Genomic DNA, 22,812 nt, shown 5'->3' with positions numbered 1-22,812 from the left:
AGCTTTCAGCCCACGATCTTTGGCGAGGGCAGCGGCACCAGGAACTTGCCGCCCCGCGCGCGGAACGCGGCCTGCTGCTCGTAGATTTCGTCGAAGAAGTTCCAGGCGAGCACGAACAAAACGTCGGGCGCCTCCTCCTCGATCGCGCTCACCGGCTTTATCGGGATGCGCGTATTGGGGGCGTAGAGGCCGTGCTTGAGCGGGTTCTTGTCGACGAGAAAGTCGAGGTAGCTGGTGTCGATCCCGAAGTGGGTGATCAGCGTGTTGCCGCGTGCCGAGGCGCCGTAGCCCGCGATCTTGAGGCCCTGTGCTTTCATCCCGTCAAGCATCGCGCGGGTTTCCTCGCCCATCTCGGCAACGCGTGCGGCCAGTTCGTCGTAAGTCTGCTTGTCGAGCATGCCGTTGCCCAGTTCTTCGGCAAGCATCGCAGAGACCGTGTCGCTCGCGGCGATGCCCGCCGCCTTGCGGGTCAGGAACACGCGCATCGAGCCGCCATGGATGTCGGGCAGCGAGAGCGCGTCCGTGACCGCGAGATCGAAGAATTCGGCCAGCCGGGCGATCGAGAGCAGGCTGAACTCGGAGACGTGCTCGTGGTAGATGTTGTCGAATTCGGTGTGCTCGATGTACTCCTTGGCGCGCGGCACCTCGATCACGAAGGTCCCGTCATCCGCGAGCAGTACGCAGATCGCTTCCATGAAGGCGTGAAGGTCGCCGATGTGGTTGAAGGTGTTGGTGGTGACGATCACCTTGGCGGGCCCGCGCTCTTCCAGAACCTGACGTGCGTTCTCGACGGTATAGTAGGCGATGAAGGTCTCGACCCCGCGTTCGGCGGCAAGCGCGGCGATGTTCTCGGCCGGATCGAAGCCCAGCGTCCTGCAGCCCAGCGCATTGCAGGCGGCGAGCAGCAATCCGTCGTTCGAGCCGATGTCGACGATGAGATCCTCGCCCGCGATGCCCGCGAGCACCTTGGCGAAATCCGCGAAATGCGTGTGCATGCGCGTCGCCCCCGAGGGGACGTAGAGATAGTGGCGGAAGAAGTCCGCCGGGATCTGATCGGCGATCTCGATCAGCCCGCATTCGAGGCAGACCTGGGTGTTGAGCGGGAACGAGGGCTGTTTCTCGCCCAGCTCCTCGGGCCGGATCAGCATCTGCGCGGGGGCATGGTCGCCGAGCGGCAGGAACAGGTAGGGCTGGGGCGCCTTGCAGGCGCGGCATTCGGCCAGGGTCGATTGCGCCGAGGTGGCGGGGACGGTCTTGGTCTCAAGCATTGGACACCTCGCTCTCGCGGTGGTTGATGATCTCTCGTGCGAAGTCCTCGAAACATTCGTGCATGTAGTCGAGGTGGGCCTCCTCGAGGCCGTGATGGCAGGCAAGCAGGATGCCGCCGCGCATCACCGCGTCGGCGACCGGATAGCCGCGTGGGGACTGCCGGCTGGCGACGGCGCGCATCGCTGGCTGGCGCAGGATGTTGCCGGTGAAGACCGGGCGGGTCTGCACGTCGCGCTCTTCCAGCCAGACCTGCAGGTCGCGCCGGGAGAAGGGCGCGTCATCGCGGATGGTGAGCGGGAAGGCTAGCCAGCCGGTGCGGGCACCCTCCAGCTGCTTGGGCAGTTCGAACCATTCCTCGTACCGCTTGAAGAAGGCGTACTGGCGCGCGAAGTTGTGTTCGCGTGCGGCGATGTTGCGTTCGAGCTTGCCCAGCTGGACGAGGCCGAAGGCGGCGCCCATTTCCGATGGTTCAACGTTGAAGCCCAGTTCCTCGAACAGGAACTTGGCATCGTAGCTGATCCCGTCGAGCTCGACGTTGAAGCGGCGCTCGATGCTCTCGGAATCGGCGTAGAGCGAACTCGTGCGGCCCCATGAGCGCAGCAGCAGCGCCCGGCGGGCAAGCTCGGGGTCGGAGACGCACAACATGCCCCCGTTGCCTGCCGCGTTGATCACGTGGCTGCCGTAGAAGCTGGTAGTCGAGATGTCCGAACGCGTGCCGGTGCTGCTACCGTGGAGCGTCGCGCCGAGCGTGTCGGCGCTGTCCTCGATGACCATCAGGCAATGGGTATCGGCAATGGCGCGGATGCGGTCCCAGTCGGGCAGGTTGCCGATGAGCGAAGGGATCATCATCGCTTTGGTCCTGGGGCCGATCATCGCCTCGATGGCCTCGACGTCGATGTTGTAGGTCGCAGGCGCGGCATCGACGAAGGCCGGGACCAGCCGCGAGCGCACGATGGGGGCGACGGTGGTGGCGAAAGTCAGTGCCGGGGTGATGACCTCGCTGCCCTCGGGCAGGTCGAGGAGCTCCATCGCGAGATAGTTCGCCGAAGAGCCGGAATTGACCATGATCCCGTTGTCCTTGGCGAAGAGCGCCGCGACCCGCTCCTGCATCTCGCGTACTTTGGGGCCCATCTGGGTGGACGTGCGCAGGACTTCGAGCACGGCGGCGATCTCTTCCTCGCCATGGACGGTCTGTCCGTAGTTCACGCGCATGCGGCGGGCCTTTCGCTGTAGAGGGGGGAGAGGGTCTCGAGGGGGCCTGCAAAGGCCGCGATCTGCGCTTCGGAAAAGGCGCGCATGTCGATCTCGTCGCTGGCCGCGGCGCGGTACCACGCGACGCTCATCGCGATGGCCTGCGCGCTCGTGAGGCGGGCCCGCCAGCCCAGCTTCGCACGGGCCTTGCTCGAATCGAGCGTGAGGAGACCGGCCTCGTGCGGATCGTCCGGGCGCCGACCGAATGCGATCTGCGCGGCATCCTCGCCCCAGGCCTCGCGGAACGCGCGGGCAACCGCCTCGACGTCGATGAAGCCTTCCGGGCTGGGTCCGAAATTCCACCCCTCCGCGAACTGCGGGGCATCGCTGCCCAGCAGTCGTGCGCCGAGTATGAGGTAGCCCGCCAGCGGTTCGAGCACGTGCTGCCATGGGCGCACGCTCGCCGGGTTGCGGATCGTCACCGCGGTACCGCCCAAGGTCGCGCGCACGAGGTCGGGCAGCAGGCGGTCGCGCGACCAGTCCCCGCCGCCGATGACGTTGCCTGCCCGCGCGGTCGCGATCTGGCACAGGTCGGGATCGGAAAAGTAGGAGCGGCGCATCGCGGCCGCGACCAGCTCGGTGCAGCCCTTCGAGGCGCTGTAGGGATCGGCTCCGCCCAGCCGGTCGGTCTCGCGGTAGGGCCAGGACCACTCCTCGTTTTCGTAGCACTTGTCGCTGGTGACGACGACCACGCCGCGCGTATGCGCGCAGCGCCGCGCGGCATCGAGCACCACGGCGGTGCCGGTCACGTTGGTGGCGAAGGTCTCGACCGGGTCCTCGTACGAGGGGCGCACCAGCGCCTGTGCGGCAAGGTGAAAGACGAGATCGGGCTCGAGGTCGCGCACCGCCCTTGCGTAATCCGCAGGATCGCGAATGTCGGCGATGCGGTGGTCGACGATGTCCTCGAGCCCGGTCTCGTGGAAGAACACAGGGCCTTCCCGGGGGATCGGCAAGGCAATCCCGGTGACATCTGCCCCTAGCCTCGTGAGCCAGAGGGACAGCCAGCCACCCTTGAAACCGGTGTGGCCGGTCACCAGGATCCGCTTGCCTGAAAGCGCGTGGGCAAGCGCCTGATTGAGTGACCCCGGTTCAGGCACGGGCGTACTTCGCCGGATCGTCGGAGGTGAGGACGGGCTGGCCGTTCTCGAAGTCCGTCCAGGGGGGATTGCTCCCGGTGCCGAGCTTGTCGAGGGTATCGCGGTCGCGCACCGTATCCATCGGGTGCCAGAAGCCGGTGTGCTTGTAGGCCATGAGCTGGCCGTCGTTCGCTAGACGTGCCAGCGGGGCCTGTTCGAGCGGCTCCTCGTCGCCGGTGAGGTAGTCCTGCACACCCGGCTCGAAGACGAAGAAGCCGCCGTTGATCCAGGTCTCCTGCTTGCGCACCTTCTCGGTGAACTGGGTGACCTGCCCGTCCTCGATCTCGAGGTTGCCGAAGCGCGCTGGCGGCTGCACCGCGGTGACCGTTGCCAGCTTGCCGTGCGCGCGGTGGAAGTCGAGCAGGGCCTTGATGTCGATGTTGCCAACCCCGTCGGAGTAGGTGACCATGAAGGTCTCGTCGTCGAGCCAGGAGCGCAGGCGGCGGATGCGCCCGCCGGTCATCGTGGCGAGGCCGGTATCGACCACCGAGACGCGCCAGTCGATCTTGGAAGTGGGGCGAAGCGCCATCTCGCCATTGCCGATGCCGACGGTGAAGTCGTTCGACATGAGATGCAGGTCCTGGAAGAAGCTCTTGATCGCCATCGCCTTGTAGCCGCAGGCGATGATGAAGTCGTTGTGACCCCAGTGATCGTAGATATCCATGACGTGGAGCATGATCGGCCGCCCGGCGACCTCGACCATCGGCTTGGGAATACGGACCGTTTCTTCGGCCAGGCGGGACCCAAGTCCCCCGGCCAGCAGGACGACCTTCATATGCGTGCCTCCGGCGTTTGCCTGCCCGGCCGGTGTCCGCGCAGCGGATCGTGGCCCTTGCGGCATCCAAGTATACGGTGCCGCAAGGGCGGCGCCCGGTTCGGAGCTTGCCTCCATCTGATGAGCGCAGGGTACGTGGCGCGGGGCGCCTCGGGTAATGTTCATCGGGGTTAGGCAGCTTTAGCCAAACCGGTTACCAAAGGGCCAATGACGCCTATCCTCCCGGCCGCGCGCTCCTCATGTTGGCGGGTGGTGGACGGCTCGGTGCTGACGTTTCTGGAGAATTGGCGCGATCAGTTGCGGCTGCGAGAGGCGGGCGGCCCGGACGCGTCCTGGCCTTGTCGGCCCGAACCCGATCCTGCGGCGGTTCAATCCGTGATCGGCTTGCGAAACAGGCGCAGGGTATGGCCGCCGCGACGCCTGGTGAACTCTTCGTATCCGTGGCTGCGCGCGAATGTATCGAAGGGCTCTTCGAGCGTTTCCTCGCCGCTGGTTACGATGGCTTCGGGCGCGCTTTGCTCGAGGTAGGCCTCGAGATGGCGCGGCGAGGTCGTGGTGTAGTGCACGGCCTCGTCCGCCGGGATGAAGGGGGCGACGCGATAGACGAATTGTCCGGCGGCAAATTCGCGCGGAACTGCAAGCCCGGCCTCGAGCGCGAGCACCGGGGTCAGGGTCGCGGCTCGGGCCCGCGGGCTTAATCCAGCTTCTCGAGCGAGCGCGCGCAGGTCGCGATGGAGCGCGTTCGGTGCCCAGGCGGCTGGCCGTGCAAGCTGGATCAGACCGGGCGCAAGGCGCGAGGCGGAGCCGGTCATCGCGACCAGTGCCAGCGTCGCCAGCAGCGCGCGTGCGGGCGGGCGGTCGATGGTCTCGCAGCGTGCACGAAGGGCGATGACGGCAAGGATCAGGAAAGGGATCGGCGGCACGAAGTACTGCGGGAAAGCCGGGCTCGGAACGAAGGCTACGACAAAACCCAGAAGGGCGAGGGCGAGGCACAGCACGACCGGCCAGTCGGCGATCATTGCGCGCGCGCGGACCGGTGCACCGCGCATCATGGGCAGTGCGATCAGTCCGGCCACCCCGACCATAGCCAGCAAAGCGGTATTCGCGCCCCAGATGCTCTCCGCAAGCAGCACCTTGGCGGCCGCGCCGACCACTTTGGGTTCGTGCGATGCAGCCCAGTAGGCAGGCTGGAGCTGCGTGAAGTAGCGTAGCGTATGGGCGAAGAACCCGCCCGGATCGCGAAAGACGAGCACCAGCACAGGTAAACCTCCGACGAGGCCGCCGAGCGCGAGTGGCATGCTGGCCTGCGAGAAGCGCGCGGCTGCGGGGCGGGTGGGCGGCGCAAGCACGGTGGCGAGAAAGACGACCGGTGCGACGACGATGTAGTTCGCCTTGAGGCCGATTGCGCACGAGACCGCGAGCCCGGCGATGAAGCAGGCGACCGGCGAGGGGTTCTCCTCGTCCATCCCGCGGATCAGTGCTGCCAGTGCGAAAAGCGCGAAGGGGATCGGCAGGAGGTTGTTGCTCACCAGCATTCCGGCACTCCCCAGTAGCAGGACGTTGCCAAGAAAGAGGCAGGCTGCGCAGAAGAACGCGGTGAAGCCTGCGCTCAGCTGGAAAGCGATCAGGCGCAGCGCGAGCAGCGTCGCGAGCCAGCCCAGGCAGATCACGATGCGTCCGGTAAGCAGGAAATGCTCTGTTCCGCTCAGCCGGAAGATCGCGCCTAGACCCCAGGCCAGATAGGGCAGGTGGTTGTAGCCAAGGTCCGTGTAGAGGTCGTTGCCGAAGACCATTGCCGCGGCGGTGACGAACAGGTTCTCGTCGCGGTTGAGCGGATAGGACAGGATGCGTCCGCACAGCCCTGCGAACATGCCCAGTAGGATTACCCAGCAACCGGCCTCGATCCAGGCTGCGGCGATCGGGCGCCTTGCTTCCATGCTGGCATCGCGGGTTGTCGCACCGTGGACTGGCAGGTCGCGCCCCGAGCCGGTGCTCGCAAGAGACCTGAAGGCAGGCATTGTCGAGCGGGTTGCCGACTGATCCAGTCCTGCCTGCTGCCGTGCCGCGGAGGTCTCTTGGCGGGTGGTGCGTCTGCGGCCGGCGATCAGGTTTGTCAGCTGCATTGCGCGCAGGGTCCTCGGCAAGGGTGTCACCTTGCGATCCTGCAGGCCAACAGTGCCCCATGGCGAGCGCGATTAGGTTTTAACTCACAGGGGTGATCCCAGTGGACTCGGATACTTCGCTGTCTTGCAGGGTAAGCGGTCCAATGGAGTTAGACCGTATGCACCGCATGTCTCGGCGGCGTGATCTGCTAGGTAGAAATTACTGGGCGTCGCAAGTCGGTGTCCGTTTGTCGCTCTCCCTCTCCCGGTTCGTCATTCCAGGCCTATCCAGCGCCAGCGCCGTGCGTATCGCCTGCAAATGCGCGGCCATGGCGACGAGCACCGGAAGATGCGGAAGGCGGGCCCGGAAGCCACTTCGGTGAGGGTACAGTCTGGTAATGGCAGGTTGGCAATGCACATCGCGTTTGTGACATCGGGACTGGGAGCTGGCGGCGCCGAACAGGTCATCGCCCAGCTTGCTGCTGATGCCCACGCGCATGGGCATCGCGTCGAGGTGATTGCCTTCGATCATCCGGATGAGCCGGTGTACCATCGCTTCCCTGCGGGGGTGAAGCTCGTCCGGCTGGGCAAGGGCAGCGGCTTCGGGGGAACCCTTGCCCGCATTATCGCCTTGCGCCGGTACCTGTCTGGTGATCGAACCGGGCGAGCGGGGCTGGTGGTCTCGTTCCTCACCAAGATCAATTTCGTCGCCGCCCTGGCCGTGCTGGGCACGCCTGCCCGGCTGGTCTGTGCCGAGCGCAACAATCCCGAGCGACAGGGTGCGCATCCCTTGTGGAACCGCCTGCTCGCGCAGGCCTATCGCCGTGCCGATGCGATCGTCTGCCAGACCGACGCGGTGCGACGCTGCTTCGGGCCAGCACTGCAGGATCGGCTGGTGACCATCCCCAATCCCGTGCCGGTGCCGCAGGTCGAACCGACTGGCCGCGACACGCAGGTCGTCTGCGCGGTCGGGCGCCTGACGCGCCAGAAGGGCTTCGACAAGCTGGTCGAAGCCTTCGCCGCCATCGCTCCATCGGTTCCGGGCTGGCGGCTCGAGATTTGGGGGCAGGGCGCCGAGCGCGCCGCACTCGAAGCCCAGATCGCCGCTGCCGGGCTACAGGGACGCGTCGTCCTGCAGGGCCTGAGCGAAACCCCGCGTGGCTGGATCGCGCAGGCTGCGATCTTCGTCCTTGCCTCACGTTACGAAGGTTTTCCCAACGCGCTTGCCGAGGCCATGGCGGCGGGTCTGCCGGTCATCGCCACGGCCTGCGATTTCGGGCCCGGCGAGATGATCGCGCAAGGGCGCAGCGGCGTGCTGGTCGATTGCATTGACGGCGAGCCGGATGTCGCCGGTCTGGCGACGGCACTGGAGGGCCTGATCAAGGATGCTGACTTGAGAGCGAGCCTCGGGCACGGCGCGGCACGGGCTATGGAGCGCTACCGGTCCGAGCAGGTGCTGGGCAGCTGGCTGGCGCTGTTCTCGCGACTGGCGCGGCCGCACAGCGTCTCGGCTGCTTCGCGCGGCGGGGCCATCTTGCTGCCCGTCTCCCGGCAGACTGGAGACCTGCCATGAGCGCGAATGTCTTTCGTGTCCTGTTCACGTCTGCCGGACGACGGGTCGAACTGACCTGGTGCTTTCGCAGGGCCGGGGCAAAGCTGGGTCGCGAGGTCGAGGTCCATGCCTGCGACCTCGATCCCGCGCTGAGTGCGGCCTGCCTCGAGGCCGACCATGCCTTTGCCGTGCCGCGCTGTACCGATCCCGACTACGTGCCCCTGCTGCTCGACTATTGCCGCGAGAATGCGATCGAGCTGCTCGTGCCCACGATCGATACCGAGCTCGCGGTGCTCGCCGCGGCGCGCGAGCGTTTCGCCGAGGAGGGTGTTTTGGTCCACGTTTCCGACCCGGCGACGATAGCCGTGGTTCGTGACAAGGCGCGTACCGTCGGGGTCCTGCAGGATGCGGGTGTGCCGGTGCCCCGCTCGGCCCCGGTCGAGGCGGTCAGGGCCGAACCCGAAGCGTGGACTTGGCCCAGTTTCATCAAGCCAGCGGGAGGCAGCGCCAGTCGCGGCATAGGCGTCCTGCAAAGCGCAGCGCAGATCGAGGATGCCTATGCCGAGCCGATGCTGGTGCAGGAATTGCTCGAGGGCCCCGAATATACCGTCAACATCTATCTCGATGCGCGCGGGCGGCTGCTTTCGACGGTCCCTCACCGGCGCCTCTCGGTACGCGGCGGCGAGGTCGAGAAGGGGCGCACCTTGCGCGATGCGCGCATGGCCGGTTTCGCACAGGCCATCGCCGATGCCCTGCCGGGTGCTCGCGGGGCGATGTGTTTCCAGCTGATCGACGATCCGCGGCGCGGTCCGCGCGTGTTCGAGATCAACGCGCGCTTCGGCGGCGGCTATCCGCTCGCCGACTATGCCGGAGGACGCTTTGCCGAGAGCCTGATCGCACAGACGCTGGGGCAGCGCGACGTTGCCAGCGACGACTGGCGCGAGGGCGTGACCATGGTGCGCTACGACAAGGCGGTGTTCCGTGGCTGAACCGCGCATCCGGCGTCAGCGGCGCAACGTGCCGGTGGCCTTCGACGTCGCGGGCAGCGTCGTCGTGTTCGACCTCGACGACACGCTGTACCTCGAGCGGGACTTCGCGCTGAGCGGCTTTGCCGCGCTCGATCCGATCGTCGAGACGCGCTACCGGGTGAAGGGCTTTGGTGCGGCCTGCAAGAAGCAGTTCAAGGCAGGTGTGCGCGGCACCGTGTTCAACGAGGCGATCAAGGCGCTCGGGGCGCAGGACCGGCGGATCGATATCCTCGAGCTGGTCGAGGCCTATCGCATGCACAAGCCCGAGATATCGCTCGCGCCAGATGCTGCGCGGCTGCTCACACGCTTGCGCAACGAACCGACCGCGCTGATCACCGATGGACCGGCTGGAATGCAGCGCAACAAGATCGAGGCGCTCGGCCTCAAGACCAGGATCGGCGAGATTGTCGTCACCGATGAACTTCCCGCCGGTCATGGCAAACCGCATCAAAAAGCCTTCGAGATGGTCGAGCAATGGTCCGGTCGCCCGCCGCGCGAGCACCTCTACATCGCCGATAACGGTGCCAAGGACTTTCTCGCCCCGCGCAAGCGCGGCTGGATGACGATACAGATCCTGCGCGAGGGCCGCATCCATACCGGCATCGCTCCCGACGCCGACCATGCGGCAGTACTGGTCATCCGCTCGCTCGACGAGATTGCCCTGGGTGCCTGGAGCGGCGATCCCGACGTGTGAACTAGTGCGTGACGGGGGAGGGCGGCACCGCCGGCTGCGAGCGTCGCTCGCCGCCCAGCATGACCAGAGCGGTGCGCGCTAGGATGCGCAGGTCGAGGCGCCAGGAGCGATGCTGCGCGTACCACAAGTCGAGCGCGATCTTCTCGTCGAGCGAAAGCAAGGTGTTCCCGTTCACCTGAGCCCAACCGGTCAAACCGGGCAGGACGGTGCCGCGCGCCACGCCGCGCGCGCCCAGTTCGACGATTGTCCCGGGCAGGAGCGGGCGAGGACCGACGAAGGCCATGTGCCCGCGTACGACACTGATCAGGCCGGGAAGCTCGTCGAGCCGCGATCGCCGCAGGAAGCGGCCAAAGGCAGTGACCCGCTCTTCATCGGGCAGGGGTGCGCCGAAGCGGTCGGTCGCCTCGCGCATCGAACGCAGTTTGAGCAGGGTGAAGGTCGTCCCGCCAAGGCCGGCGCGCCGTTGGCGAAACCAGATCGGCCGGCCCATCGTGACGACAACACCCAGTGCAAGCAGACCGATTACCGGGGCCACAGGTACTAGCAGCGCGGTAGCAGCAAGGCGCGGGATTAGTCGGTTTGCGCGACGCCGTGTCTCGACAATTGATGCCTCGCGCTGCGCGGCGATTGAACCGGGTCCGATCCGGTTCATCACGCCGCCTGCGCGACTGGACCGCGACCGAACAGCCCGCGCAGGCGTTCGCCCAGCGTCGGGGGCATCGGCAGCGGGTCGGTGTAGTAGTCCGAGGAGTTGGCGTAGAACTGGACCGAGTCGCCGTAGCAGCGCCTTGCGTGCTCGGCATAGTCCACCTGATCAAAGATCACGCCGCCGATCGTGCGCTCGTCCATCACCTCCAGTGCGACGCGCATCTGGTCGCTGGTCGTGATGCCCCAGCGCGCGACCATCACCGTCTGGTCGGCGAAGTGGCACATCGCGCGTGCATCGCGCACCGCCAGCGCCGCAGGGGCGTTGATGACGATGAAATCGAACCGTTCGCGCAACTGGGCGAGCAGGGCCTTGAGCCGCTTTGAGGTGAGCATCACCGCCGGTTCTGCCACCGGCTCCTTCGCACTGAGCAGGACCACCTGATTGCTCACTTCGGGATCGTGACCGAAGCGCGGTTCGACGCCGTCGTAACCCAGAGCCTCGATGTGCTGGCGATCGATGTCGCCGAGCGCCTGGTCGAGGTCGGCCTGGCCGGTGACGATGTCGACGAGGTCGGGGAAATGCAGCTCGCGCTGGAGCTTTTGCAATGCTCCCTTCTTGCGCAGGTCGAGGTCGAGCACGACGGTGCGTTCGCCCATCGCCACGCCTGCTGCGGCAAGCGTCATCGAGACGGTCGACTTGCCGTCACCGGGCAAGGGCGAGCTGATCAGCACGACTTGCGCGCCCTTGCCTTCGTGCAGCGCGCGCACCTCGCTGTAGGCTGCCCGGGCCACTTCGGCGAAGAGCGAGTTGGGCTCGGTGATGACCGGGCTCTCGCGCGGGTCGCCCGAGATCGAGCGTGCCACCTGGGGCATCATGCCCAGCGTGCGCATGCCGAACATGCGGCGCATCTGGGCGGTGGTGCGCAGGCGGTCGTCGAGCAGGTCGCGGGTCATCGCGATCAGGAAGGCGACGATGCTCGAGCCGATCAGGGCGGCGAAGGTCATCTTGAACGGCGCCGGAGAGATCGGGTCGTGATTAGGGACAGCGGGCGAGACAACGGAGGAGGAAACACCCTCCAGCTGCATCTGCGCGCGCACTTGCTCTACGCGAGCGGCGAGCAGCTTGTAGGCCTGCTCGGCAAGCTCGGATTCGCGCACCAGCTTGCCCAGCTGCACACTGTTGGCGTTGTTGCGATAAGCCATCGAGGTCAGCGCGGCGACTGCGCCGCCCAGCCGCGAGGCCTGCGCTGCTGCACCGCTGGCCTCGCTGCGCGCGAGTGCAGCCATGCGTGAGGCTTCGGCCCCGGCATCGGCGCCCGCGGCCTGCTGGACACGTGTGCGTTCCTTGGCGATCGAGTCGTCGACAGCTGCGAGCGCGGAGGTGTTGCGCTTAACGTCGGGATGGTTGGGGCCGTAACTGGTGCCCATCTTCGAACGCTCCGCGATCAGTTCGCCGCGACGCCGTTCGAGCGCATCGAGCGCGGCCGATGAGGCGCTGGCGGTGCTGCGGATGCCCGCGGCGCGGGCAATACCCGCGCTGCGCGCGGCGCTGGCGTCGCGTGCTGCCTGCGCTTCGGTGGCCTGCAGCGCGACGCGGTTGATCTGCTGGAGGTCTTCCATCTGACCCGCGCCGACGAGCATGTTGTTGCTGGCTCGGAAGTCGGCGACCTTCTGCGAGGCGGTGTCGGCCTCGCGGTTGCGGGTCTCGAGTTCCTCTTCCAGCGAGACGAGAAGCTGCTGGCGGCGGTTGTCGAGCTTCTGGTTGCGCAATTCGCGCACCGAGGCGGGCAACTGGTTGGCGATCTCGGCGGCAAGCTCGGGTGAGCGCGCGGTCACCGAGATGTCCATCAGGTCCGACCCGGCCTCTGAGCTGATGGTGATCATCGAGAGCAGGGTGTTCGAGGCCTGCTGCTTGAGGGCCGCACCGGTGCGCACGGTATCGCCCATCTCCTTGAGGAAGCGCGGATCGCGCATCAGGTCGAGGTCCTTGATCACCTGTTCGGCGGTCGAGCGCGAGCGATGCAGGCGAACCGCGTTGGCAACACGCTGGGCATTGCGCGAATTGACGTCGGCCTGGTTGGTGCCGACCTCGTCGATCAGCTCGACCTGCACGTGGGCGGTGGCGCGGTACATGGTCGGGGCGAGCAGCTGGCTGGCAAGCACGGCAAGCGTGATCCCCCCGACAATGAGCGTGAACATCGTTCGGTAGCGACCGATGACGCGCAGGATGTCACGCAAGGCGAACTGGTCGTGTGCCGAAGCCTGTGACCGGTCCGACCCTGACGGTGGACTGGTGAAGGGATCCCTGCGTTGGGCCGGGGCATTACGAGCATCATCGGTTACCAGGGCAGCCATGGACCACGCCTCCTGACGCGTTGGTGGATTGGGTCAGGCTCATTATGCTGCGCTCGCTCGCTGCAGCAAAAAGGGCATCGGTGTTGCCACTTGCTCAATAAGGCTAGTCCGTTCGGGCGGGGCCGATCGGTTTCGCCGCGGCGCCGCTTGCGCAGAGGTGCTCGTAAAGGGCGAGATGGCGCGAGGCTGCTGCATTCATCGAATAGCGTTCGCGCGAAGCAAGCGAGCCGGCCGAGAGTCGGGCATAGAGTCCGGGTTCATCGAACATGCGCCTTATGGCGCCTGCCAGCGCTTGCGGCTCCTCGGTTGCGAGCAGCCCGTTGACGTCGCCTTGCACCAGGTCGCGATTGCCCGCGACTGCGGTGGCGACGACGGGCAGGGCCATGGCAAAGGCCTCGAGCAGCGACACCGGCATGCCCTCGTAGCGCGAGGTGTTGAGCAGGCAGTCGGCGCGGGCCATGAGCGCGGGCACGTCGTCGCGCTCGCCAAGGAAATGGACATGGTCCTCGAGCCCGCGCGCTTTTACCGCCGCGCTCAGCGTGGGCAGTCCTTCGCCACCGCCGGCGATCTCGAATATCGGCATGGAGCCGTGCGTACTAATTGCGCGCAAGCTGGCGGCGGTCTCGATCAGTAGCTCGTAGTGCTTCTGGTCTGAGATGGCGCCGACGCTCAGAATGCGCGGCGGCTCACCCGGCGTCGTTCGCGGCGTGTCGACGGTGAACTGGCTGTCGGGGGCGTTGGCGATCGGAGTGTGTGCCCGGCGCGAATGTCGGCGGTAATGGGCCGCGACGTCCGGACTGATCGCGACCCAGTGATCGACGAAGAAGTCGAACAGCGTGAACATGCGCGGGGCGAACGAGAGGCGGCTGTTGTGATGGGTGACGACCAGCGGACCGCGCCAGCCGGCAAGGGCGCAGATCGGAATCGCGCGTACGGTATGAGCATGGATGACCTGCGGACGCCCCTCGCTCGCGAAGAGCCGGCGCAACGCTGCTGCGCCCTTGAGCGTGGAGCGGCGTGCGTCGAGCCCAAGCGAGGCGAATCGGCTCCCGCACTGATCCAGTCGCTCGGCGAGACGCGCCTCCATCGCCTGCGAATTGCCCAGTGCCTGTGCGTCGCACAGCGCCAGCGTGGTGGTCGCGAGGCCGCGGTTGGCGAGCGCGGCATGAAGGCTGGTGACGAAAATTTCGGCACCGCCCGAGGTCAGGCTGTTGACGATCGACCACAGGCGCAATCCGGAGACCTGTGGCGGCGTGCTGGCGCGCGGGTGGAGGTCGCGGGTTAAGGCGAGTGTCATCGCTCGCGTGGTCCGGTCAGGTCTGCACCAGCCACCTCGCATTCGGGGGCGGTACCTGCGAGCCGCAAGGCGCGCCAGATGCCGATGTCGAGCGCCACAACGGTTACGGTGCCAAAGGCAATGTGCGCGAAATTCGCGCCGATCGCGCCGAAGCGGGGCATGAGCAGCAAGGCGCTGGCGAAGAACACCAGGGTCGAGAGGATCGCGGTCGCGAGTACGTAGCCCGGCCGGTTCATCGCCAGCATGGCAGAGCGCGCCGGGGCTGCATGGAGAATTGCGCCGACCGCGACGATCTGGGCCAGAAGCATCGGCCAGACCGGGGCGAACTGGGCGCCGAAGGCGCGCGCTATGACCGGTTCCCCGACAAGCCAGACCAGCCCCAGCGCAGCCAGTGCCAGCGCGCCCATGATGGCCTGTATCACGCGCACGAACCGGCCCATTGCAGGGCGCGCCACACTTGCCCAGATGCGCGCGAGATCGGGATAGACGACGGTCTGGATCATGTCGCCCGCGCTTTGCGCGACCTTGGCGATGCGCCGGGAGAGGTAGTAGAGCCCGGCCGGTCCCGGACCGGCGAAGGCGGAGACAAGCAGAGTGTCGGTCTCGTGAGTGAGCGTGCGCATGGTCGAGGACAGGTTGGTCGAGAAGGCGAAGCGCAGGAACCCGGGGAACTGCTCCATGAGACCACGCCGATCCGCTGTGAACGGGCTGGGCACACCGGTTCGCGCGAGCGTGCGCATCCCGACCAGATTGAACAGGAGCGAATCCAGGATCTGCGCGCTGGTCCACAATACAAGAAATGCGGTGAGGCCGGCTCCTGCGAGCAGCAGAGCGGCGGCGCAGCCAAGGCGCAGCAGGCTCGAGACCAGCTGGATATAGGCGAGGGTGCGGAACCGACCGCAAAAGCGCAGCGCTGCGCTCGAGGCACCGCGTACGTTGCACAGGATCGCACAGGCATAGATCGCGACCAGGCCAACGTGCCCCTCTCCGAGCCCGAACAAGGGGCCCAGCAGCCAGGCGACGAGGATCGCGAGCGCAGCCGATGCGAACGCGCCCGTGAAGTCGAGGAGCAATCCGTAGGAATAGAGGCGCGACAGGGTTTCCGGGCTGGCCTGTTCTTGCTGCGCCTTGGCGACGAAGCGGATCAGGGGCTGCCACGATTCGAAGCGCAGCAGCCGTTCGCAGGTGCGCCCGATCGAGAGCACCACCACCATCACCCCGAAGACTTGTGCACCCAGCGCATGGGTGGCGATGGCGATCGAACCCATCATCACCAGCGCGCTGCCGAAGCTGCCGGACAACAGGTGGAACAGGCTCACAAGCCGCGGGCGCAGCAGTTTGCTGGCTTGCCAGCGCGAGACCAGACCAGCAGGCGAGAGTGGGCCGCGGGCGCGCCGCCGGCCCCGCGAGGCGATGTCGCCCGGGCTCACCCGTCGTCTCCGGCAGGCTCCGCGTAGTGGCTGGAGGGATCGGGCGTTTCGGCGAGATGGACCAGAGCCCACATCAGGAACAGCAGCGGCGGCCCGGCCCATATCCGCGTGTACATGTGCGGAATGGCCATGGCGTAGACCATGAACGCGGTTGTCACGCCAAGGCATGCAGCCCCGTCGAGGCGCACCCGGCCAAGGACTGCGAAACCTGCCGCGAACATCGTGCCGAACAAGGTCCAAAGGCCGATGGCGCAGATCAGGCCGCCTTCGTTGAGCATGAGTAAGTGGATGTTGTGGACCGGCGCACCGTAGATGCTCTCGACGCGGTAACGGTCGGCACCCAGCCCGACGAGCAGGTTGTCGTCGGCCATGGCCCAGGATTCGCGGATCAGCGCGGAGCGGCCGATGTAAGTCCCGGCCTTGTCCGGATCGCCCGAGGCCATGGCTTCGTAAACACGTTCCTCGAATGTCTGGGGGATCGGTCCGCCAACGGTGAAGTAGATTCCCACAAAGGCAGCGAAGGGAATGCCGACCTTCGCCAGGTTGCGCGGATGCGAGAAGCCCAGGAATACGACACAGGCGATCACCGTAGCTGCGAACCCGGTGACGCTGGCGCTGGCGAGCAGGCCCCAGCCGATCAGCACCGCCAGCGGGATCGCGACGACTAGGCGCAACCAACGCGACAGCATCGCGTGGAGCAGGATGACCAGCGCATAGGCACAAACCGCGCCGTTGGGATTGGGCTCGCCGGTCAGCGCTCCGAGCCGGCCGTTGCCGGTGAAGAAGCCCCGGCCCAGCCAATGCAGCCATTCGGCTTCGGCATAGAAGGGGGCGATGGCGAGACTGATCGCCTGCGAGGCGGCGGTCCCGTACAGATAGGCCAGTACGCAGCGCCGCAGCAATCCGGAGGAAACGCTCGACAGCGCCATCGGGAACAGCAGCATGGCGAAAATGTACTGTGCTGCGACGATCAGCCAGCGGTTCGTGTCGGCGTGATAGAGCGAGCTTGCCAGCAGTCCGCCGAGCATGAGCGTAAGCCCCATGATCCAGGCGCCCGAGAGCCGTCCGAACGGCTTCATCTCAAGCCTAGCCGCGATCACCAGGATCGCGATCGCGGCTGCCAGCAGGCCGTCGGACAAGGTGAGGTTGGCCTGGGTCAGGCGCAGTACGCGCCACGACATGATGAACGAGGCGATCGGCAGGAGATAGCCAAGCGCGAGAAATGCGGCGCGGCTGCCGGGCGTCGAGGAGCGGATGCCGCCGGGGGCAAGGGCGGCACTGGGGTAGCCGCCGTAACCATCGTTGATGCCGGGATTAAGTGCCACCATGTCAAGGATCATGCGGGGCTGCGCGCGATCAGGCAAAGACAAGTTCGGCCAGCGCCCTTGCGCATTGTTGGTAGCCGTGTGCGGCACGATGCATGCGTGGCTCACTCCAATTGGGGACTTGGCCGCCCGGCGCTGCCTTGCGTAGAAACGGGGTGCGCAGCGATCCGGAGGTCCCGCGAGGGGCGCGGATTTTTCGCGCCCGGGGGGCTGGAGCCAGATGGCTTGGAGATCGTCACGTGCGAGAGCGCCCGTCCAGTACAATCCTTGATACCGCCCCTGTGCGTGTCATCTATATCGCCGGTTACGGACGGAGCGGTTCGACGCTGCTCGACATTGCTCTGGGCAACGCTGGCGGTGTCGCCGGGTTGGGCGAGCTGACTGCACTTTCGCGCCATGTGTGGCCCAGAGACGAATATTGCGCCTGTGGCGAGAGGGTCCGCGCGTGCACTTTCTGGAGCCGTGTCGTCGAGCGCTGGGAGGCCGGGGCTGCGCCGGTAGGTCGAGCCGGGCAGCTCGGCCAGATGGGTCAGAAGAACGAAGAGGCGAGGGCAGGGGGTATCGAGCGACGTCTGGCGCACCTGGCAAGGGCCCAGCGCCATCTTGAGGCCTTGCCCGGGATCGCGCGCCTGCCGCATCCAGCGCGCGCTCTGCATCGCCGTGAAACGCACGCGCTGTTTGCCGCGATCTCTCGGGAAGCTGCCGGAGATCCAGTTGCTCCCCCGCCGTTTCTGGTGGACAGTTCGAAGCTGCCCGGACGCGGTTTTGCGCTTGCCGCGACGCCGGGGATAGATCTGCACGTGATCCACCTCGTGCGCGATCCGCGCGCAGTGGTGTGGTCGATGTCCAAATCCATCGCGCGCGAACTCGAACGCGGCGTGCAAAAGGAGATCAGGCCCAGAGCCTCGGCCTATGTCGCGATGCGCTGGGCCCTCGTGAACCGCGCAGCCGAGCGGCTGTGCCGCAAGGTCGGGGCGCAACGCTCTGCACGGGTGCGTTACGAGGATCTGGTTGCCGATCCGGCAGGGACCATCGCCACCGTCCTGCACCCTTGGCGTGATCGCGAAATGCCGCTCGCAGGAACGCACGGCGGGGGGGAGGGCGTACTCTATCCCGCACATCAGGTCGCGGGCAGTCGCCATCGCATGAAGGACAGCCTCGTGATCCGGGCCGACGAGGCCTGGCGAAACGAGATGCCTGCGGCGAGGCAGCGCCTCGTCGGGGTGCTCACCGGCGCGATGGCGCATCGCTATGGATATCGGACCGAGACGATCCGACCATCGTCGGCGAGCCTTGCGGCCGGGGTCTGAAATCGGGAGAGAGACGATGCCACACATGAGTATACGCAGGCGCGGGCAAAGGCACTTGTTGGCCAAGGGGTCGGCGCTGGCAGCTTTCGTGACGGCGGGCTGGTTCCTGCTTCACACCGGTGGCCAGCCGGTTCAGGCCGCGCCGCAGCGTCCCACGGTTTCGCCCTTGCCGGGCAAAAAGGCCTTCCCCGGTGCGCTCGGTTTCGGAGCCAACGCGAAGGGTGGGCGCGGGGGCACGATCATGATGGTCACCAATCTCAACGACGCGGGCAAGGGCTCGCTGCGTGCCTGCATTGAGGCGAAGGGGCCGCGCGTATGCGTGTTCCGGGTCAATGGCCTGATCCGCTTTTCCGAGCGGCCACCCGTTGTGCGTAACCCCTATCTCACCATCGCCGGGCAAACCTCGCCGGGCAGCGGCATCACCATTGCTCATTCGGGCGGCAGCAACGGACGTACCCCGCTGGTGATCAAGAACACGCACGATGTCGTCGTGCGTCACATCCGCATCCGTCCCGATCGCCCCGGCGGCAATCGCGGTTCGGAAGATACCATCACCATCGAGAACAGCTCGAACGTGATCATCGATCACGTAAGCGCCTCGTGGGCGCGTGACGAACTGATCAACGGTTATGGCGACAACGATTCGATCACGGTGAGCAACTCGATCTTCGCCTGGGGCATTCCTTCGCACGACAAGTGCGCGCTTCTCGCGAGCGATCCCGAGGAAGGCCAGCGTTTCAGCTTCATCAACAACGTGTGTGCACACAACGGTGATCGCAATCCGGACCTCAACTTCCCGCCGCACTCGTGCGTCGAGGTCGTCAACAATGTGCTCTACAACGGTGCCTCGCGCTTTGCCGAGATCTGGGAATCGTTTGGTGGCACCCCGGTATCGATCGTCGGCAACTCGTTCATCTCGGGCCCCAATACGGCCAGTCAGGCAGTCGGTATCGCGCGCGATACGCGCTATTCGACCGGCAAGGCGCGGGTGTACTTGTGGGATAATCGTTTTCAGGGCGGCTTCGAGCAGGTCAATTCGGCGGTACGTCAGGTGCAGGAGCCTACCCCGATCTGCGCTCTGACGCTGCAGCCGGTCGATTCGAGCACCGCCTATTCGCGCGTCCTCGCGCGGGCCGGGGCCTTCCCGCGCGATGCGATCGACGATCAGGTGATTTATGACATCAAACACAGTTCGGGGCGGATCGGCCAGCCCGATCCCAAGTTGCCTTCGTGGGACAGGGAGACGCCCGATGCCGATAGCGATCAGGACGGAATGTCGGATGGCTGGGAGCGCATGGTCGGCACCAACCCGCAACGCGGCGATCCATGGGGTGACATCGATGGCGACGGGGTGGAAAACCTCGAGGAGTTTCTGATTTACCGCGAGATGGAACTGGGCCTGTGAGCGAAATGCCCCCGGGCTTCGGGGCCGAACTCGCCGGAACGGCATCGCGCTGTGCGCAAGGGGCTCAGTTCGCGATCAGTCGGCGTCTCACGGTGTGCTATCCGCTCGCTGGCGATGCCTTGGGAGGCAGCCACGTTTCGCTTCGTGGCTTGCTCGAGGAACTCGACCCTGCCGCCTACCGCGTGCTGGTCGTGCCCGAGATTCGCGATGGCAAGCTCGCCCGCTTCTTTTCCGGGTTCGAGCAGGTGGTCGATCCCGCACCGCCGCCCAGGTCGTTCCGGCCGGGGCAGAGTTTCGGTCCCTTGCAGGCAGCGCGCACGTTCGCCGGGCTGCGTCGCCGCGCGGCCTTCCTGCGCGCGCAGGGCGTGGATATCGTTCATACCAACGACGGACGCAGCCATGCCAGTTGGGCGCTTGCGGCACGGATCGCCAAGGTACGGCTGCTGTGGCATCATCGCGGCGATCCCGGCGCGCGGGGGCTGCGCTATGTCGCTCCGTTTCTGGCCGATCGCATCGTTGCCGTTTCCAGCTTTGCGCTGCCCCGCGGGCAGCTCGGTGCGGCAGCCAGTGCGAGCGTCATACACAGCCCGTTCGACGTTTCTATCACTGCCGACCGTGTGCGGATGCGCCAGCTAATCCTCGATGCCACAGGCGCGCACGAGGACACGCTGATCTGCGGCTATTTCGGCGCATTCGTCGAGCGCAAGCGTCCGCTGGACTTCGTCGCGGCGATCGAGGCGCTGGGCCGGATCAGCGATCGCCCTGTGGTCGGTGCGATGTTCGGCCTGGCCCGCGATCCGAAAATGGAGGCGCGTCTCGATGCCGCGATCAGGGCGATGCGCGGACCGGCTCGGGTCGAGCGGCTCGGCTGGCGCACGCCCGGGCACGAGTGGCTGGCAGGCTGCGATATGTTGCTGGTGCCTGCGGTCGACGAGCCGCTCGGGCGGACGCTGGTCGAGGCTATGCTGGTGGGGACACCGGTCGTGGCGGTCAGCTCGGGCGGTAATCCCGAGGCGCTCGAAGGCGGGTGCGGCGTGCTGGTAGAGCCCGGCGATGCCAATGCCATGGCTCTCGTCGCCGAGCAGCTGTCGCGCGAGTGCGTCGTGCGCGAGACCATGGTCGAGCGTGCGAGACTGGCGGCGCGGCAGCGGTTTTCCCGGCAGAACCATGCCACGCGGGTGATCGCGACCTATCATGCGCTGGCCTGACTCGATTGTGCTGCGGATCGGGCTGCAAGCACCTGCCGATGTCAGAAGCGCAGGCGGAAGCTCACGCCGGTACGGAAGCGTTCGAAGTTGTCGCGCGCGATGTCGGCGTCGCGCTTGGCGAACTGGGCGCTTGCGGCCAGCGACATGCCGGGCCCGACGAGATACTCCACTTCGCCCGATACCGAGGCGGTGTTTTCCTGAAGCCCGGTTCCGACGTACTTGCTGTTGCGCAGGCTGAAGCGCAGGTTGGCGAGCAGGTTGTGGCGTACTTCCTGTTCGATGCCGAGGCGCAGCCGGGTGTCGGTGCGGCCCTGTGCGCCGCTGCGGAATGTCGCGACGTCGCCGTTCGAGGCGTTGAGCGTGACCGCGGTGCGGCGCGAGGGGCGGTAGGTCAGCGCTCCGGCCAGAGAGAAGCCGGTGCGCGGCGGTATCGTCGGCGCGTCGGGTTCGTGGCGGAATGCACCGAGCGAGAAGTTGCCCTCGAACAGGCCGCCGGGAACGATCTCTACACCGAGGCGCCCGCCCCAGGTCGTGGCGTTGCGCTCGACCCCCTGTACGGTGCGATCAAGCCGGAATTCGCGCCGCGCGAGAAAGGCGGTGGCGGTGGCGAAGACGCTTCCCGTCACCCGGTAACCGGCTGTTGCACGCCCGGCATAAGTCGAGAAGTCGCGATCGGCATCGTAGCTGGAGACGGCATCGAAGCGCCGTGCGGCGGCTTCGACGTCGAACAGCATGCGCCCCGACTGCCGGCGAAAACCCGCTATCGCGCCGAGCAGGTCGATCGCGCGCGGTCCGCTGGTGGGATCGATGCGCGCCTCGGGATCGCCGCGCGGCTCTATGGCCCTCCCGGTGTAGAGGTTCATCGAAAGTCTCGAGGTGGTCGAGGGGGTCCAGTCGAGTTGGCTGTCGACGTTCCATGCCTCAGAGTTCTCGGTCTTGCGATCCGCAAAGCGACGGATCGCAGCCGTGCCCGAAACCTTGTAGCGCAGACTGCTCGAGCCGTAGCTCAACTCGAGGCGCGGGGAGACAGTAAGCGCGAAGTCGTCGATCGCATTGCGCGGCAGGGCGTAGATGTTGTCGTCGTACTCGATGCGCGCACTGGCTTCGGCGGTGATGAGGACCGGGCCGCTGGTGATCGCGGGTACCTGGTAGGCCTTGTCTTCGGCGTAGACCGAGGGGGCGGTGCTGCCCAGTCGCTCGGTCTGGGCGTGCGCCGGGAGACTGGCCGCAGCGAGCGCGACCGCGCTGCCCGAGCGCAGGAGGTTGAACGGGCCGGAGCCGGGCACGAGCCGCATCGGCTCAGAACCAGCGTTCGTAGACCCGGATACGGTCGCCTGGCTTGATTATGGTGGACTCGTCTGCCTGTGCGGTCACGTCCTGCCCGTCGGTAGTGCGGGTGATCGCGACCACGTTGGTCTTGGCGCGGTAGGTGTAGCCGCCGGCCGCCGAAAGCGCGGCGAGTACGGTCATGCCTTCGCGGAACTGGAATTCGCCGGGCTGGTTGACCTCTCCGGTGACGTAGAACGGGCGCAGTTGCGCCGGGCGTACGTTGACTACCGGATCGCCGGTGAGGATGCCGCGCTCGACGAGACTGGTCGCGATGGTCTGCTCGATCTCGCGGTAGCCAAGCCCGGCGACCTTGACCGACTTGAGATAGGGCAGCGAGATCGCGCCGCCGTCCTCGACGGTGTAGTCGCCTTCGACGGTCTCCAGGTCCTGGATTGCGACGTGGATCTGGTCGCCCGCATCCACGCGGTAGGGACTGGACTGCGTGGATGCGAGCGTGGGCAGGGATGCGGTGGGAGACGAGCAGCCCGTCAGCATCGCGCAGGCCGCTCCGATCGTCAGGACGAGGCCGGAGGCGGCACCGCGTATGCGCCTTTGGTGGCTGGTGCCACTGGCGTTCCCCGTCCTGCTCCGGGGAAATTGAACTGGGTGACTGGTCAATGTCATGGATCGCTCCTTGTGTAAGGATACGGCCCTCCCGCGCTCTAGGGGGCGGACCATGAACTGATAGGCACCAAGCT

The 22,812-nt window shown here is 66.4% G+C and carries 18 protein-coding genes; 6 read left to right on the top strand and 12 right to left on the bottom strand.

Annotation, left to right across the window (positions count from 1 at the left end; genetic code table 11):
- Positions 1–5: 5 nt before the first annotated feature.
- The 5 genes from I5E68_RS12235 to I5E68_RS12215 form a co-directional block, all read right to left on the bottom strand.
- Positions 6–1,268, bottom strand: coding sequence for a class I SAM-dependent methyltransferase (locus I5E68_RS12235; RefSeq protein WP_197164078.1), 1,263 nt, complete (start codon positions 1,266–1,268; stop codon positions 6–8).
- Positions 1,261–2,481 (bottom strand): DegT/DnrJ/EryC1/StrS family aminotransferase, encoded by a 1,221-nt coding sequence (locus I5E68_RS12230; protein WP_197164077.1) that lies wholly within the window; start codon positions 2,479–2,481, stop codon positions 1,261–1,263. The genes I5E68_RS12235 and I5E68_RS12230 overlap by 8 nt, the downstream gene beginning before the upstream one ends.
- Positions 2,472–3,617, bottom strand: a complete 1,146-nt coding sequence (gene rfbG / locus I5E68_RS12225) for a CDP-glucose 4,6-dehydratase (protein ID WP_323982154.1) — start codon at positions 3,615–3,617, stop codon at positions 2,472–2,474. The genes I5E68_RS12230 and rfbG overlap by 10 nt, the downstream gene beginning before the upstream one ends.
- Positions 3,610–4,431, bottom strand: coding sequence for a glucose-1-phosphate cytidylyltransferase (gene rfbF / locus I5E68_RS12220; protein WP_197164076.1), 822 nt, complete (start codon positions 4,429–4,431; stop codon positions 3,610–3,612). Before rfbF ends, rfbG begins: the two co-directional genes overlap by 8 nt.
- Positions 4,432–4,799: 368 nt before the next feature.
- Positions 4,800–6,368, bottom strand: a complete 1,569-nt coding sequence (locus I5E68_RS12215; protein WP_197164075.1) for a hypothetical protein — start codon at positions 6,366–6,368, stop codon at positions 4,800–4,802.
- 577 nt (positions 6,369–6,945) lie between these two features.
- Between I5E68_RS12215 and I5E68_RS12210 the strand changes: the two genes are divergently transcribed.
- From I5E68_RS12210 to I5E68_RS12200, 3 genes are read left to right on the top strand one after another with little or no spacing between them, the layout of a single operon-like run.
- The gene (locus I5E68_RS12210) at positions 6,946–8,106 is read left to right on the top strand and encodes a glycosyltransferase family 4 protein (RefSeq protein ID WP_228726956.1); all 1,161 of its coding nucleotides are present in this window, start codon (positions 6,946–6,948) and stop codon (positions 8,104–8,106) included.
- Positions 8,103–9,074: an ATP-grasp domain-containing protein gene (locus tag I5E68_RS12205; RefSeq protein WP_197164073.1), complete on the top strand. Its 972-nt coding sequence runs from the start codon at positions 8,103–8,105 to the stop codon at positions 9,072–9,074. The genes I5E68_RS12210 and I5E68_RS12205 overlap by 4 nt, the downstream gene beginning before the upstream one ends.
- Positions 9,067–9,807, top strand: coding sequence for an HAD family hydrolase (locus I5E68_RS12200; protein ID WP_197164071.1), 741 nt, complete (start codon positions 9,067–9,069; stop codon positions 9,805–9,807). Before I5E68_RS12205 ends, I5E68_RS12200 begins: the two co-directional genes overlap by 8 nt.
- 1 nt (position 9,808) lies before the next feature.
- On the opposite strand, the gene I5E68_RS12195 is transcribed toward I5E68_RS12200, so the two are convergent.
- From I5E68_RS12195 to I5E68_RS12175, 5 genes are all read right to left on the bottom strand, one after another.
- Positions 9,809–10,459, bottom strand: coding sequence for a sugar transferase (locus I5E68_RS12195; protein ID WP_197164069.1), 651 nt, complete (start codon positions 10,457–10,459; stop codon positions 9,809–9,811).
- Positions 10,459–12,810, bottom strand: a complete 2,352-nt coding sequence (locus tag I5E68_RS12190) for a GumC family protein (protein WP_197164067.1) — start codon at positions 12,808–12,810, stop codon at positions 10,459–10,461. The genes I5E68_RS12195 and I5E68_RS12190 overlap by 1 nt, the downstream gene beginning before the upstream one ends.
- 103 nt (positions 12,811–12,913) lie before the next feature.
- On the bottom strand, positions 12,914–14,107 hold the full coding sequence (locus I5E68_RS12185) for a glycosyltransferase (RefSeq protein WP_197164065.1): 1,194 nt from the start codon (positions 14,105–14,107) through the stop codon (positions 12,914–12,916).
- Positions 14,104–15,537, bottom strand: coding sequence for a lipopolysaccharide biosynthesis protein (locus I5E68_RS12180; protein WP_197164063.1), 1,434 nt, complete (start codon positions 15,535–15,537; stop codon positions 14,104–14,106). The genes I5E68_RS12185 and I5E68_RS12180 overlap by 4 nt, the downstream gene beginning before the upstream one ends.
- Positions 15,534–16,877, bottom strand: a complete 1,344-nt coding sequence (locus I5E68_RS12175; protein ID WP_197164061.1) for an O-antigen ligase family protein — start codon at positions 16,875–16,877, stop codon at positions 15,534–15,536. Before I5E68_RS12175 ends, I5E68_RS12180 begins: the two co-directional genes overlap by 4 nt.
- A gap of 266 nt (positions 16,878–17,143) precedes the next feature.
- On the opposite strand from I5E68_RS12175, the gene I5E68_RS12170 reads away from it, so the two are divergent.
- The 3 genes from I5E68_RS12170 to I5E68_RS12160 are packed head-to-tail and all read left to right on the top strand — an operon-like array spanning position 17,144 to position 20,785.
- Positions 17,144–18,172 carry a sulfotransferase family protein gene (locus I5E68_RS12170; protein ID WP_197164059.1) on the top strand — a complete coding sequence of 343 codons (1,029 nt, stop codon included), beginning with the start codon at positions 17,144–17,146 and terminating at the stop codon, positions 18,170–18,172.
- 58 nt (positions 18,173–18,230) lie between these two features.
- Positions 18,231–19,577, top strand: a complete 1,347-nt coding sequence (locus tag I5E68_RS12165) for a pectate lyase family protein (RefSeq protein ID WP_228726954.1) — start codon at positions 18,231–18,233, stop codon at positions 19,575–19,577.
- A gap of 5 nt (positions 19,578–19,582) precedes the next feature.
- Positions 19,583–20,785 carry a glycosyltransferase family 4 protein gene (locus tag I5E68_RS12160; RefSeq protein ID WP_197164821.1) on the top strand — a complete coding sequence of 401 codons (1,203 nt, stop codon included), beginning with the start codon at positions 19,583–19,585 and terminating at the stop codon, positions 20,783–20,785.
- Positions 20,786–20,826: 41 nt separating this feature from the next.
- Here the strand turns inward: I5E68_RS12160 and I5E68_RS12155 are convergent, their stop codons facing one another.
- Complete coding sequence (locus tag I5E68_RS12155) at positions 20,827–22,071, bottom strand: outer membrane beta-barrel protein (RefSeq protein WP_197164055.1); 1,245 nt, start codon at positions 22,069–22,071, stop codon at positions 20,827–20,829.
- A 13-nt stretch (positions 22,072–22,084) separates the two neighbouring features.
- Positions 22,085–22,738: a polysaccharide biosynthesis/export family protein gene (locus I5E68_RS12150; protein ID WP_197164053.1), complete on the bottom strand. Its 654-nt coding sequence runs from the start codon at positions 22,736–22,738 to the stop codon at positions 22,085–22,087.
- Positions 22,739–22,812 lie beyond the last annotated feature (74 nt).

The organism is Novosphingobium aureum, from assembly GCF_015865035.1.
GTDB classification, from domain to species: domain Bacteria; phylum Pseudomonadota; class Alphaproteobacteria; order Sphingomonadales; family Sphingomonadaceae; genus Novosphingobium; species Novosphingobium aureum.
Note: the sequence above shows the minus strand (reverse complement) of the source record. Positions and strands in the feature narration are given on the sequence as shown.

Bases quoted from the DNA above. Each gene is read 5' to 3' on its own strand.
- I5E68_RS12160 (WP_197164821.1), top strand. From the start codon at position 19,583: ATGCCCCCGGGCTTCGGGGCCGAACTCGCCGGAACGGCATCGCGCTGT.
- I5E68_RS12185 (WP_197164065.1), bottom strand. From the start codon at position 14,107: ATGACACTCGCCTTAACCCGCGACCTCCACCCGCGCGCCAGCACGCCG.
- I5E68_RS12215 (WP_197164075.1), bottom strand. From the start codon at position 6,368: ATGGAAGCAAGGCGCCCGATCGCCGCAGCCTGGATCGAGGCCGGTTGC.
- I5E68_RS12235 (WP_197164078.1), bottom strand. From the start codon at position 1,268: ATGCTTGAGACCAAGACCGTCCCCGCCACCTCGGCGCAATCGACCCTG.
- I5E68_RS12230 (WP_197164077.1), bottom strand. From the start codon at position 2,481: ATGCGCGTGAACTACGGACAGACCGTCCATGGCGAGGAAGAGATCGCC.
- I5E68_RS12205 (WP_197164073.1), top strand. From the start codon at position 8,103: ATGAGCGCGAATGTCTTTCGTGTCCTGTTCACGTCTGCCGGACGACGG.
- I5E68_RS12150 (WP_197164053.1), bottom strand. From the start codon at position 22,738: ATGACATTGACCAGTCACCCAGTTCAATTTCCCCGGAGCAGGACGGGG.
- I5E68_RS12175 (WP_197164061.1), bottom strand. From the start codon at position 16,877: ATGATCCTTGACATGGTGGCACTTAATCCCGGCATCAACGATGGTTAC.
- I5E68_RS12190 (WP_197164067.1), bottom strand. From the start codon at position 12,810: ATGGCTGCCCTGGTAACCGATGATGCTCGTAATGCCCCGGCCCAACGC.
- I5E68_RS12195 (WP_197164069.1), bottom strand. From the start codon at position 10,459: ATGAACCGGATCGGACCCGGTTCAATCGCCGCGCAGCGCGAGGCATCA.
- rfbF (WP_197164076.1), bottom strand. From the start codon at position 4,431: ATGAAGGTCGTCCTGCTGGCCGGGGGACTTGGGTCCCGCCTGGCCGAA.
- I5E68_RS12210 (WP_228726956.1), top strand. From the start codon at position 6,946: ATGCACATCGCGTTTGTGACATCGGGACTGGGAGCTGGCGGCGCCGAA.